The organism is Nocardioides sp. T2.26MG-1 (genome assembly GCF_950101795.1).
Lineage (GTDB): Bacteria > Actinomycetota > Actinomycetes > Propionibacteriales > Nocardioidaceae > Nocardioides.
The window spans coordinates 14,750-27,303 of the sequence record NZ_CATNLZ010000037.1; the positions used below are offsets into that span (position 1 = coordinate 14,750).

Here is a 12,554-nt window from a genome sequence, read left to right on the forward strand (position 1 = left end):
ATGCTCATGGCGCCCGGCGTCCCGCAGGGGGACGCGGGCCGCATCAGAGCAGGGTGGCGGCCTTGTCCAGGACGGTGCGCAGGATCTGCTCCATCTCGTCGAAGTGCGTCTGGTCGCAGATCAGCGGGGGAGAGAGCTGGATGACCGGGTCTCCGCGGTCGTCGGCGCGGCAGTAGAGGCCCTCGTCGTAGAGCGCCTTGGAGAGGAAGCCGCGCAGCAGCTTCTCGGACTCGGCCTCGTCGAAGGTCGTCTTGGTGTCCTTGTCCTTGACCAGCTCGATGCCGTAGAAGTAGCCGTCGCCGCGGACGTCGCCGACGATCGGCAGGTCGAGCAGGCGCTCCAGGGTGGAGCGGAACGCGTCCTCGTTGTCGCGGACGTGCTCGAGGACGTGCTCGTTCTCGAAGATGTCGAGGTTGGCCATCGCGACCGCGGTCGAGACCGGGTGGCCGCCGAAGGTGAAGCCGTGGGCGAACGACTCCGCGCCGTGCAGGAACGGCTCCATGAGCCGGTCGGTGGCGACCATCGCGCCGAGCGGGGAGTAGCCGGAGGTGATGCCCTTGGCGCAGGTGATGATGTCGGGCTGGTAGCCGTAGCGCTCCGCGCCGAACATGTGGCCGAGCCGGCCGAAGGCGCAGATGACCTCGTCGGAGACCAGCAGCACGTCGTACTCGTCGCAGATCTCGCGCACCCGCTGGAAGTAGCCCGGGGGCGGCGGGAAGCAGCCGCCGGCGTTCTGGACCGGCTCGAGGAAGACCGCGGCGACGGTGTCGGGGCCCTCGTTCTCGATCGCCACCGCGATCTGGTCGGCGGCCCAGCGGCCGAAGGCCTCGGGGTCGCTGCCGTCGAGGAGGCCGCCGGTGGTCTCCTCGGCGCGGTAGACGTTGGTGTTGGGCACCCGGAACGTCGAGGGCACCAGCGGCTCGAACTGCTGCTTGAGCGGGGGCAGGCCCGTGATCGAGAGCGCGCCCTGGGTGGTGCCGTGGTAGGCGATCGAGCGGCTGATCACCTTGTGCTTCATCGGCTTGCCGGTGAGCTTGAAGTAGTTCTTGGCGAGCTTCCACGCCGACTCGACGGCCTCGCCGCCACCGGTGGTGAAGAAGACCCGGTTGAGGTCGCCCGGTGCGTAGCCGGCGACCCGCTCGGCGAGCAGGATGGCGTTGGGATGCGCGTAGGACCACAGGGGGTGGAAGGCGAGCTCCTTGGCCTGCGCCGCGGCCGCATCCGCGAGCTCGGTGCGCCCGTGGCCGAGCTGGCTGACGAACAGCCCGCCGAGACCGTCGAGGTAGCGCTTGCCCTGGGCGTCGTAGATGTAGGCACCCTCACCGCGCACGATGATCGGCACGTCGGACGTGTCGTACGTCGAGTGCCGCGTGAAGTGCATCCACAGGTGGTCCTTCGCGGCCCGCTGCAGGTGGTCGTAGTCCGGGTGCATGCCCCCATGGTGCGCGGTCACACCCCGTGGAGGCAAGTGAATCCGTCGCTTGGGGGGGCGAAATCGTGCGAAATCAGTTGTCGAGAGCGTGGTAGAACTGCCGCATGACGCAGGTCCTGTTCACCAACGGCGGCCTGTTCGACGGGCGTCGCCACCTCGGCCGCGGCTCCGTGCTGGTGGAGGGCGGCCGGATCGTCTCGGTCGAGTCGGGTGGTTTCGAGGCGCCCTTCGAGGCTCGCTTCGCTCGCACCTCAACCACCGTGATCGACCTGCAGGGCGGTCTGCTGGCGCCGGGCTTCGTCGACGCGCACGTGCACCCCATCCAGGGCGGGCTGGAGCGGCTGCGCTGCGACCTGTCCGGGCTCGCCACGCGGGAGGAGTACCTCGAGGCGGTCGCGTCGTACGCCGCCGCGCACCCGGACGCCGCCTGGGTCCTCGGCGGCGGCTGGGCGATGCCGGCGTTCCCCGGCGGCACCCCGACCGCCGCCGACCTCGACCGCGTGGTGCCCGACCGCCCGGTCTACCTGCCCAACCGCGACCACCACGGCGCCTGGGTCAACAGCCGCGCCCTCGAGCTCGCGGGCGTGGACGAGCACGCGCCCGACCCGCCCGACGGCCGGGTCGAGCGCGACGCCGACGGCCGGCCGAGCGGGACCCTCCACGAGGGGGCGACCTCGCTGGTCTCCCGGCACCTGCCCCGCACCACCGGGGAGGACTACCGCCGGGCGCTGATGGCGGGCCAGGCCTACCTGCACTCGGTGGGGGTGACCTCCTGGCAGGACGCGATCGTGGGCGCCTACTCGGGCATGGACGACCCGGCGTCGACGTACGTCACGGCGGCCGCGAGCGGCGACCTCCGCTCCCACGTCGTCGGCGCGCTGTGGTGGGAGCGGCGGCTCGGCACCGAGCAGGTCGCCGACCTGGTCGGCCGGCGCGAGGCGATGACGGGTGGCCGGTTCCGCGCCACGACCGTGAAGATCATGCAGGACGGCGTCGCCGAGAACGGCACGGCCGCGATGCTCGCGCCCTACCTCGACCGGTGCGGGCACCCGACCGACAACAGCGGGCACTCCTTCCTCGAGGCGGACGCGCTCCGCGAGGCGGTTGCGGCCCTCGACGCGGCCGGCTTCCAGGTGCACGTGCACGCGATCGGCGACCGCGGCGTCCGGGAGGCGCTCGACGCGTTCGAGGGCACCGACCCGGCGCGCCGCCACCAGATCGCCCACGTCCAGGTGGTGCACCCCGACGACGTACGCCGCTTCGCCGGGCTCGGCGTCGCCGCGAACCTGCAGATGCTCTGGGCGTGCCTCGACGACCAGATGGTCGACCTCACGCTGCCGCACCTCGGCCCGGAGCGGGCGGCCTGGCAGTACCCCTTCGGCGACCTGCTGCGCTCCGGGGCGCGGCTGGTGGCCGGCAGTGACTGGCCGGTGAGCGCCCCCGACCCGCTCCAGGCGATCCAGGTGGCGGTCGCCCGGGTGGAGCCCGGCAGCGACCGCGAGCCGTTCCTCCCCGAGCAGGCGCTGCCGCTCGAGGCGGCGTTCGCGGCGTACACCTCCGGCTCGGCATGGGCGAACGGCCGCGACGACGCGGGCGTGCTGCAAGCGGGGGCGGTCGCGGACCTCGTGGTGCTCGACCGCGACCCGTTCGCGGGCCCGGCCGACCAGATCGGCGAGGCGCGGGTCGTGTCCACCTGGATCGACGGAGCGGCCGTCCACGCCGACTGAACACCCCGTGACAACTAATTCCGTGTTACATCGCGGGTTCGCCCTACCGATTCCGTAGATCGGTCATTAGGCTCCCCGCATGGCCGACCGAACCTTCAAGAACGTCATCAACGCAGAGCTCGTCGACAGCGCGTCGGGGGAGACCTACGACATCGTCGACCCGACCACCGGCGAGGTGTACGCGCAGGCGCCCAGGTCGGGCGCCGAGGACGTCGACCGCGCCTACGCCGCGGCCGCGACGGCCTTCGAGTCGTGGGGCGCCACCACACCCAAGGAGCGCTCCGAGGCGCTGCTCAAGATCGCGGACGCCATCGAGGCGCGCGTCGAGGAGATCAACGCGGTCGAGTGCCGGGACACCGGCAAGCCGCTCCAGATCACGATGGACGAGGAGATGCCGTACGCAGCGGACCACTTCCGGTTCTTCGCGGGCGCTGCGCGCGTGCTCGAGGGGCGCTCGGCAGGGGAGTACATGGCCGACCACACCTCGTGGATCCGGCGTGAGCCGGTCGGCGTCGTCGGCCAGGTGACGCCCTGGAACTACCCGCTGCTGATGATGATCTGGAAGATCGCCCCGGCCCTGGCCGGCGGCAACACGATCGTGCTCAAGCCCAGCGACACCACCCCGGCCAGCTCGACGCTGCTCGCCGAGATCGCCCAGGAGTTCCTCCCGCCGGGCGTGCTCAACGTCGTCACCGGCGACCGCGACACCGGCCGCGCGCTCGTCGCGCACAAGACGCCCCAGATGGTCGCGATCACCGGCTCCGTCCGCGCCGGCATGGAGGTCGCCGAGTCGGCCTCGCACGACCTCAAGCGCGTCCACCTCGAGCTCGGCGGCAAGGCCCCGGTGATCGTCTTCGACGACGCCGACATCGAGAAGGCGGCCGAGGGCATCGCCGGCGCCGGCCTGTTCAACGGGGGCCAGGACTGCACCGCCGCGACCCGGGTGCTCGCGGGGCCGGGGATCCACGACGAGTTCGTCGCCGCGCTCACCGAGGCGGCGAAGGGGATGCCGACCGGCATGCCCGACGACGAGGCGACGTACTACGGCCCGCTCAACAACCAGAGCCAGCTCGAGCGGGTCACCGGCATGGTCGACCGGCTCCCCGACCACGCGAACCTCCAGACCGGTGGCGCCCGCAAGGGCGAGTGCGGCTACTTCTACGAGCCCACGGTCGTCTCCGGCCTGCGCCAGGACGACGAGCAGATCCAGACCGAGATCTTCGGCCCGGTGATGACCGTGCAGCGGTTCACCGACGAGGCCGAGGCGCTGCGCTGGGCCAACGGCGTCGAGTACGGCCTGTCCTCCAGCGTCTGGACCAAGGACCACGCCCGCGCCATGCGGATGTCCAAGGGCCTCGACTTCGGTGTGGTCTGGATCAACACCCACATCCCGTTCATCTCCGAGATGCCGCACGGCGGGTTCAAGCACTCCGGCTACGGCAAGGACCTCTCGATGTACGGGCTCGAGGACTACACCCGTATTAAGCACGTCATGAGCTACATCGGGTCCTAGGCGCCGTGAAACGCGGCGCCTGGCTGCGTTGTCGTCGCTCGACGGCCCGCTTCGCTCAAAGGCCGCCTTCGCTCCTCCGCCTTGCCATGCACCACGTTTGACGACGCCTAGAAAGAGTTCTTCATGAGGATCCTGCTGGTCGGAGCCGGGGGAGTTGGTGCCGCGTTCGCCGCGATCGCCGCGCGGCGCGACTTCTTCGAGACGATCGTGGTCGCCGACTACGACCTCGCGAAGGCCGAGCGGGCCGCGGCGACCGACGAGCGGTACGTCGCGGCGCAGGTCGACGCGTCCTCGATGGCCGCCGTCGCGGGGCTGTGCCGCGAGCACCGCATCACCCACGTGATGAACGCGGTCGACCCGGTGTTCGACATGCCGATCTTCGACGGGGCGTTCGAGGCCGGCGCCGACTACCTCGACATGGCGATGTCGCTGTCGCGGCCACACCCCGAGGCGCCGTACGAGAAGACCGGGGTGAAGCTCGGCGACGAGCAGTTCGCCGTCGCGTCCGAGTGGGAGATCGCCGGCCGGCTCGCGCTGGTCGGGATCGGCGTCGAGCCCGGGCTCTCCGACGTGTTCGCGCGGTACGCCGCCGACCACCTCTTCTCCCGTGTAGACGAGCTCGGCACCCGCGACGGCGCCAACCTCGTGGTCACCGACGACGACGGCAACGAGATCTTCGCGCCGTCGTTCTCGATGTGGACCACGATCGAGGAGTGCCTCAACCCGCCCGTGGTCTGGCAGGACGGGCAGTGGCACACGACCGCGCCGTTCTCCGAGCCGGAGGTCTTCGACTTCCCCGAGGGCATCGGGCCGGTCGAGTGCGTGAACGTCGAGCACGAGGAGGTGCTCCTCATGCCGCGCTGGATCGACTGCAGGCGCGCGACGTTCAAGTACGGCCTCGGCGACGAGTTCATCAACATCCTCAAGGTCCTGCACACTCTCGGCCTCGACCGCACCGAGAAGGTCCGGGTGAAGGCCAAGGATGGGTTCAGCGAGGTCAGCCCGCGCGACGTGGTCGCGGCGGTGCTGCCCGACCCGGCCACCGTGGGACCGCGGATGAAGGGCAAGACCTGCGCCGGCCTGTGGGTCACGGGCGCGGGCAAGGACGGCGCGCCACGCTCGACGTACCTCTACCACGTCGTCGACAACGAGTGGACGATGCGCGAGTACGGCCACCAGTGCGTGGTCTGGCAGACCGCGGTCAACCCGGTCGTCGCGCTCGAGCTGCTCGCCCGCGGCACCTGGGCGGGCGCCGGCGTGCTCGGCCCGGAGGCCTTCGACGCGGTGCCGTTCCTCGACCTGCTGACCGAGTACGGCAGCCCGTGGGGGATCCAGGAGCTCTGATCCGGACCCGCTTCGTCCGGGAGGACTCGTTGCTGGCATTCTTTACCGCGACAGACGGGCGACGTGCCCGGTCTCGGCACAGCTGACGAGCACAGGGGCCCGGTTCGATGAGGACGACCGCAGACGGGTGCGGGACCGGGGCCTCGGCGACCCCCGGCGTCGTCCGTCCCGCACCGCCGCGCGAGTCGCTCCGATTGGTGCTGATGCTCGGCGTGCTGGTCGCGCTGGGGCCGTTCACGATCGACATGTACCTGCCCGCGCTGCCGACGATCACCGACGAGCTGCAGACCACGTCGACCGCCGTCCAGCTGACACTCACCGGCACCCTCGCGGGGCTCGGCCTCGGGCAGCTGGTGCTCGGGCCGCTCTCGGACACCTTCGGCCGGCGCCGGCCGCTGCTCGCCGGCACGACGGTCCACGTCGTCGCCTCCTTGCTGTGTGCGGTCGCCCCCAACGTCGGGGTGCTCGGTGCGCTGCGGGTGCTGGAGGGGCTCGGGGCCGCCGCCGCGTCGGTCGTCGCGATCGCGGTGGTCCGGGACCTGTTCAGCGGAGTCCGGGCGGCGCGGATGATCTCGCGGCTGGTGCTGGTCATCGGCGCCTCGCCGGTGCTTGCGCCCACGGTCGGCGGGGAGGTGCTGCGCTGGACCGACTGGCGGGGCGTCTTCGCCGCGCTCGCGGTGCTCGGCCTGGCGGTCACCGTGATGGCCGCGATCGCGCTGCCCGAGACGCTGCCGCCCGCCCGCCGGCGTACTGGCGGGGTGCCCGCCACCCTGCGCACCTACGCCGGCCTGCTCACCGACCGCACGTTCGTCTGCCTCGTCCTCGTGTCGGGCCTGAACGCCTCGGCGCTGTTCGCGTACGTCGCCGGCTCGTCGTTCGTGATGCAGGACCAGTACGGCCTCAGCGAGCACACGTTCAGCCTGATCTTCGCGGTCAACTCGGTCGCGAACATCGGCGCCAGCCAGGTCAACGTGGTGCTGCTGACGTGGTTCGAGCCGGCCCGGATCCTGGTCGCCTCGCTCTCCACCGCGGTGGTGGCGTCCCTGGCGCTCCTGGTCGTCGCCGTCACCGGCGCGGGTGGGGTGCTCGGCCTGCTGGTGCCGCTGTTCGTCCTGCTCGGGGCGATCGGGCAGAGCGGCCCGAACGCCTCGGCGCTCGGGCTCTCGCTGCACGGCGAGTCGGCCGGTACGGCGGCCGCGCTGTTCGGCTCGCTGAACTTCGGGCTCGGCGCGCTCGCCGCCCCGGTCGTCGGCATGCTCGGCAACGACAGCCACGCGATGGCCGCCGTGATGGCCGGCAGCATCGGCCTCGCAGCCACCGTGCTCGTGCTCGGGGTGCGGCTGCGGGTGCTGCACGCCATCGACCTCTCCGACCCCGAGCCGGTCGCGCTACCTGCAGCCGGCTAGCAGGACGACCGGGCCCGCAGCCTCCGGGGGAGAGGCGGCGGGCCCGGACGTGCTCGGGTGGAGCGGGTGCTACGGAGTGACGTTGCGGACCACGACGTCACCGCTGCCGACGAGCACGTTGCCGTCGGTGCGGACCTGGACGTTGCCGACCAGGACCCGACCGTCGCTCGGCGCCTGGCGGGCCGTGACCGTGCCGGCCACGGTCCACGTGCTGCCGGCGGGCCGCGACGCGTTCGCGTCGGTGAGGCTGACCGCGCCGAACGCCGAGTTGACGAAGACGTCGACGTAGTCGTACGTCGTGGAGCCCGCGGGGACCGAGTAGCCGTCGACCAGGACGGTGTACTCCCCGGCCGCCGGGTTCGGGATCGTCACCGACTCCTCGGAGTCGCCGTCCGCCGACTGTCCCACGATCTGGCCGTCACGCAGGACGTACAGGTCGAGGTCCGCCCCGAGGTCCGAGGTGCCGCCGATCGTGGCCCGCAGGCTCGTCGAGCCCGGGCTCACCTGGACGGTCGTCACCTGCTGGGCGAGATTGGCGATCGTCGGCTTGTCGATCCTCGCCGAGCCCAGCGTCGTCCCGACCGCCCGGCCGGTGAAGGCGCCGAACAGGTTGGTGATGTCGTAGCTGCGCTCGACCGGGGTGCCCGCCGTCGCCGACTCGATGGTGTCGGGGTTGGGGGAGACCTTGGCGCCGAGGATCGAGGCGGTCAGCGTGAAGGGCACCTCCGCGATGTCGGACGTGCGGCGGCCCTCGACGCTGACCTCCCAGACGCCCGCCTGCGGGTTGCTGGCGGTGCGGCTGTACGGCGTGCCACCGGCGCAGCCCGCCACCGGCGGTGCGTAGCAGTTCGTGGTGGCGTTGTTGTCGACGCCCACGCCGTACGGGTGGAACCGCAGGAACCGGGCCTGGCCGGTGCCGGGGGTGCCGTCCGGGCCGCTGAAGTCCACCTTGAACGCCGGGGTGCCGGCCGGGACCTTGAAGAAGTACGACCGGGTCTGGTTGCGGCCGATCGTCCCGCTCTTCGTGACCGTGTAGTTGTTGCCCGCGGTGAACTGCTCCGCGGCGACCACGGTGTTGAGCGTCTGGGCGTCGATGCCCGGGGTCGCGGGGTCGTCGAGGTTGAGGATCGCCGAGTGGATCCCGGCCGATCCGGCCTCGACCTCGACCGGCAGGCTCACCGGCTTGTTCAGCGGCAGCGCGACCGTGCCCGGCGAGGAGAACGTGCCGTCGTTGCCGACCCAGCCGACCTGGTAGCTGATCGACTTGGATCCGCCGGAGGTGCGGGTGAGGGTGTAGGTGCGGGTGTAGGTGTCACCGGCCTTGACGCCCTCCCGGTCGAAGATGCCCGTGCCGACGCCCGGCTTGGCCAGGTATCCGGACAGGACCGTGTTGACCGGCACGGTGGCGGTGATCGCCACCGGCTTGACGGTGCGCTCGAGCACGTCCCACGCGGCGGGCACGTTCATCAGGCCGTTGCCCTGCTCGTAGGCGCCGTACCGCGGCAGGAACCGCGACGAGGAGTTGATCGCCTGGCGCAGCTGCGCCGGCTGGTACTGGACCCCGGCCTGCTTCGCCGCCGAGACGAGCAGCGCCGCGGCGCCGGCCGCCTGGGGCGAGGCCATCGAGGTGCCGTTGAACATGGCGTAGCCGGCGGGCAGGGGGTAGGTGCCCCCGACCGGTCCGCCCTCCTGCCAGGTCGGCACGGTGGAGATCGCCGATCCCGGGGCGAGGATCTGCGGCTTGAAGCCGCCGTCCTCCCGGGGACCGCGCGAGGAGTAGCCGTGGATGTTGTCGGCGTACGCCGAGTCCGACCCGTAGTTGCTGCGCCAGGTCTTGTCGGTGATGTAGGAGCCGACGCTCATCACGTTGGTCGCCACCGACGGGTCGCCGACGGTGTTCAGGCCCGAGCCGCTGTTGCCGGCCGAGATGAACATCTGCACCTTGTACTGCTCGATGAGCCGGTCGTAGAGCACCGCGCGCGTGTTGTTGCCGTCGTTGAGGGCCGGCAGGCCGCCGATCGACATGTTGATCACGTCGACGTTGCCCTGCTTGGCGATGAAGGTCATGCCCTCGATCAGGGCGTGGGCGGTGCAGCCGGCCACGAACAGGCAGACCCGGACGGACTTGATCTTGGCGCCAGGCGCGGCGCCGGTCATCGCACCGCCGAACATGCCGTTGGCCGCAGTGATGCCGGCGACGTGGGAGCCGTGGGCGCCCGAGACGATGCCGATGTTGACGACCTTGTCCTTGCCGTCGGTCTGCACGACGAACGGCATGGCCTCGCGGACGTCGGTGGCCGGGTCGTCCTGGCCGAACGTGCCGACGTCGTAGCGCTTCGCGTAGTCGGTCATCGCCTTCTCGTCGGCGAAGGACCGGTCCTGGTCGGTGTCGACCCACACGTCGTTGCTCGAGGTGTTCCAGAGGACGCCGAAGACGCCGCTGCTGCCGGCCGGGTTGCCGTCCCGGTTCACGTCGTTGCCGACCTCGCCGCCGAGGTTCGGGTCACGCTCGTCGAACAGCCCGATGCGGTAGGAGCCGGCGGCCGGGGCGGTGTACGCCGTGCCCTGGTAGGTGAACGTGGCTCCGCTGACCTGGTCGGTCATCTTGACCCAGGTCGGGTCGCCGTCGGTGAACGGGTCGGTGGCGGTCACCCAGTCGACGATCTTGCGCTCACCGGTCGTGGTCGTGCGCAGCGCCGGGTGGCTCAGGTCGACGCCCGAGTCGACGATCGCGATCGTGGTGCCGCGCCCGTCCCACTCGGGGTGGGCCTTCATGAAGTCGACGGCGCCGGTGTCGGCGATCGGCATGTAGGGGTTGTCCTGCGGGGTGTCCGCACCCGGCGGGGTCTGGGGCGCGACGGGCTGCGCGCCGTCGGGCACCGGGTCGTCGAGTGCGATGACCTCGTCGACGTCGGCGGCCTGCACCCCGGAGACCCGGGCGGCCTGCTCGGCGCTCTTGGTGGGGACGCTGACGCGGAGGTAGCTGACGTCGTCGTCGCGCTTCTGGACGGTGCCGCCCAGCGCGGTGATGCCCTGGACGACGCTCCGGTTCGCACCGGGCCGGGCGGCGATCAGCAGGGTCACCGCTGAGTCGCCGTCGGCGCGCGCCTGCGCGAGCAGCTCCCGGTCGTGCTTGTCCAGCCCCGATCCGGAGCCGGAGGGGGCCGCGTCGGCCGGAGCCGTCGCGATCGCGAGACCTGCGGCGACCATGGTCGCCGCAGCGAGGCCGGCCAGGCCCCGTCGAGTGTTACCAGTCAAGGTATGAGCCCTCCCTGAGGCCGCGGGTCGCCCGAGATGGTGGTGACCTGGTGCGCGGCTGCCTCACCCTGGCCCCCCGGTCGTCGCCGCGCAATTGCCCTATCGGGCGATTGCGCGGACGGGCGGGTTGGGGTGCGTGACCCCGCGGGCTCCGACGTGCGGAGAGGCGAGGTGGGTTCGTGGGCTCAGCCCTGGGACCGGGCTCAGTCGCGCTTGCCGGCCACCGACTCGGCGACGCCGATCAGCAGCACGGCGGCGATGACTGCCAGCACGAAGCCTAGGATGTTGAGTTCCCAGATGCTGCCGGTGCCGAAGAACTGGGCGATGAGGCCGCCGATGAGCGAGCCGACCAGCCCGAGCCCGAGCGTGGCCAGGATGCCGAGATTCTGCCGTCCCGGCTTGATGAGCCGGGCGAGGGCTCCGATGATGAGGCCAGCTACGAGGAATCCGATCATGCCTCGACGGTACCCACCGGCCCGGACCGGCAACCGCCGGCCTAGAACAAGGGAGGTACGGCGGGCGCCGGCCAGCGGATCGTCTCGACGGCCGCGCGCCGGGCCTCGGCGGCGGTCTGCTCGGGCGCCCGAACGGTCAGCGTCGCGTCCGGTCCGGCGGTGCCGTGCACGACCCGCACCAGCCGAAGGGGCAACCGGCGGTCGCCGTCGCGCGGCGCCCCGGGCGGCACGGTCACGGTCAGCGTCGCACTCTCGTCGCCGGCGGGCACGACCGTCACGAGCCGGCCGAGAGGGGCGCGCGCCACGACCCGCACCGGACGGTCGGAGGGGCGGTCGAGCCGCACGCCCACCTGCGCGGTCGTGGTCAGCAGCGGCGAGGCGGTCAGCTCGAGCGACGTCAGCCGGACCACCGGCGGGGGGTCGTCGTCGACGACCCGGACCAGCGCCTGGGCGACCATCGCGGGCTGGACGCCGCGTCCGCCGTACACCTTGGTCGTGACCTCCTCCAGGACCTCATCGGCGCGGTCCTGGGGGATCCGCAGCCACAGTCGCGCCGTCTGCTCTCCCGCGGGGATGGACACGGTCCCCGCGGTGGTGCGCACGGTCGTGGCGCGGGTGGTCGGCCGGTCGAGGTGCGCGGTGAGCCGCACCCGACCACCCTCGGCGACCCGGTCCCGGGCAGCGGTGACCGTGGCGACCGGCACCGGTGGGGTCGGCTGCCCGTCGGGGCCGAGGTCGGCGAAGCAGTAGCCCCGTTCGCGCAGCGTCCTGATCTCGCGCGGCAGCGCGCGCAGCGTGACCGGGGAGCGGGTGACGCCGTCGTGCTGGAGCACCACGTTGGTCCGGTGCGGGTGCACTGCGGCGAGCACGCGGTCGGCGATCTCGCGGGGCGTGCCGCCGGCCCAGTCGCGGGAGTCGATGGTCCAGACCGCCGGGGTGTAGCCCGCCGCGTCGAGCACCCCGCGGACCCGGTCGTCGATGGCGCCGTACGGCGGGCGCACGAGCGTCGGGGCCGGGGCGCCCGCCTCGACGAGCGCGTGCCGGGTCCGCTGGAGGGCGTGCCGGATCTGGCTGCCGGACTGCTCCGTGAGGTTGGTGTGCTCCCAGGTGTGGTTGCCGATCGCGAGGCCGGCGCCGGCGACCAGCCGCGCCAGCTCGGGATGCGCGGCGACCCGGCTGCCGACCATGAAGAACGTGGCGGGCACGCCGCGACGGCGCAGCAGCCGCACCATCCGGGGCGTGACGGTCGCGGAGGGGCCGTCGTCGAAGGTGAGGGCGACCAGGCCCCGCGAGCAGGGCCGCACCGGGTGGTCGCGTCCGGGTGCGCCGGCCGCCTGCGGCGCGCCGCTGAGGACCAGCGCCGCCGACAGGGCCCCCGCGAGCACGCTGACCAGCGTGGTGCGTCGTCGCACCTCGACC

8 protein-coding genes are annotated in these 12,554 nt (G+C 72.0%); 4 read left to right on the forward strand and 4 right to left on the reverse strand.

Annotated features, from left to right (window positions below):
* Nucleotides 1-43: 43 nt before the first annotated feature.
* On the reverse strand, nt 44-1,432 hold the full coding sequence (locus QQZ14_RS24060) for an aspartate aminotransferase family protein (RefSeq protein WP_284536971.1): 1,389 nt from the start codon (nt 1,430-1,432) through the stop codon (nt 44-46).
* A 104-nt stretch (nt 1,433-1,536) separates the two neighbouring features.
* Here QQZ14_RS24060 and QQZ14_RS24065 point away from each other — a divergent pair, with 104 nt between their 5' ends.
* The 4 genes from QQZ14_RS24065 to QQZ14_RS24080 all read left to right on the forward strand — a co-directional run bounded on the left by QQZ14_RS24065 (nt 1,537) and on the right by QQZ14_RS24080 (nt 7,422).
* Nucleotides 1,537-3,159 (forward strand): amidohydrolase, encoded by a 1,623-nt coding sequence (locus QQZ14_RS24065; protein ID WP_284536972.1) that lies wholly within the window; start codon nt 1,537-1,539, stop codon nt 3,157-3,159.
* A gap of 79 nt (nt 3,160-3,238) precedes the next feature.
* Complete coding sequence (locus QQZ14_RS24070) at nt 3,239-4,672, forward strand: gamma-aminobutyraldehyde dehydrogenase (protein WP_284536973.1); 1,434 nt, start codon at nt 3,239-3,241, stop codon at nt 4,670-4,672.
* A 123-nt stretch (nt 4,673-4,795) separates the two neighbouring features.
* Nucleotides 4,796-6,016 carry a saccharopine dehydrogenase family protein gene (locus tag QQZ14_RS24075; protein ID WP_284536974.1) on the forward strand — a complete coding sequence of 407 codons (1,221 nt, stop codon included), beginning with the start codon at nt 4,796-4,798 and terminating at the stop codon, nt 6,014-6,016.
* 107 nt (nt 6,017-6,123) lie between these two features.
* Complete coding sequence (locus tag QQZ14_RS24080) at nt 6,124-7,422, forward strand: multidrug effflux MFS transporter (RefSeq protein WP_284536975.1); 1,299 nt, start codon at nt 6,124-6,126, stop codon at nt 7,420-7,422.
* A 69-nt stretch (nt 7,423-7,491) separates the two neighbouring features.
* Here the strand turns inward: QQZ14_RS24080 and QQZ14_RS24085 are convergent, their stop codons facing one another.
* The 3 genes from QQZ14_RS24085 to QQZ14_RS24095 form a co-directional block, all read right to left on the reverse strand.
* A complete protein-coding gene (locus QQZ14_RS24085; protein ID WP_284536976.1) occupies nt 7,492-10,680 on the reverse strand; it encodes a S8 family serine peptidase in 3,189 nt (1,062 codons plus the stop codon).
* Nucleotides 10,681-10,883: 203 nt separating this feature from the next.
* Nucleotides 10,884-11,135 carry a GlsB/YeaQ/YmgE family stress response membrane protein gene (locus QQZ14_RS24090; protein WP_284536977.1) on the reverse strand — a complete coding sequence of 84 codons (252 nt, stop codon included), beginning with the start codon at nt 11,133-11,135 and terminating at the stop codon, nt 10,884-10,886.
* A 41-nt stretch (nt 11,136-11,176) separates the two neighbouring features.
* Nucleotides 11,177-12,547 (reverse strand): polysaccharide deacetylase family protein, encoded by a 1,371-nt coding sequence (locus tag QQZ14_RS24095; protein ID WP_284536978.1) that lies wholly within the window; start codon nt 12,545-12,547, stop codon nt 11,177-11,179.
* Between the last annotated feature and the right edge of the window lie 7 nt (nt 12,548-12,554).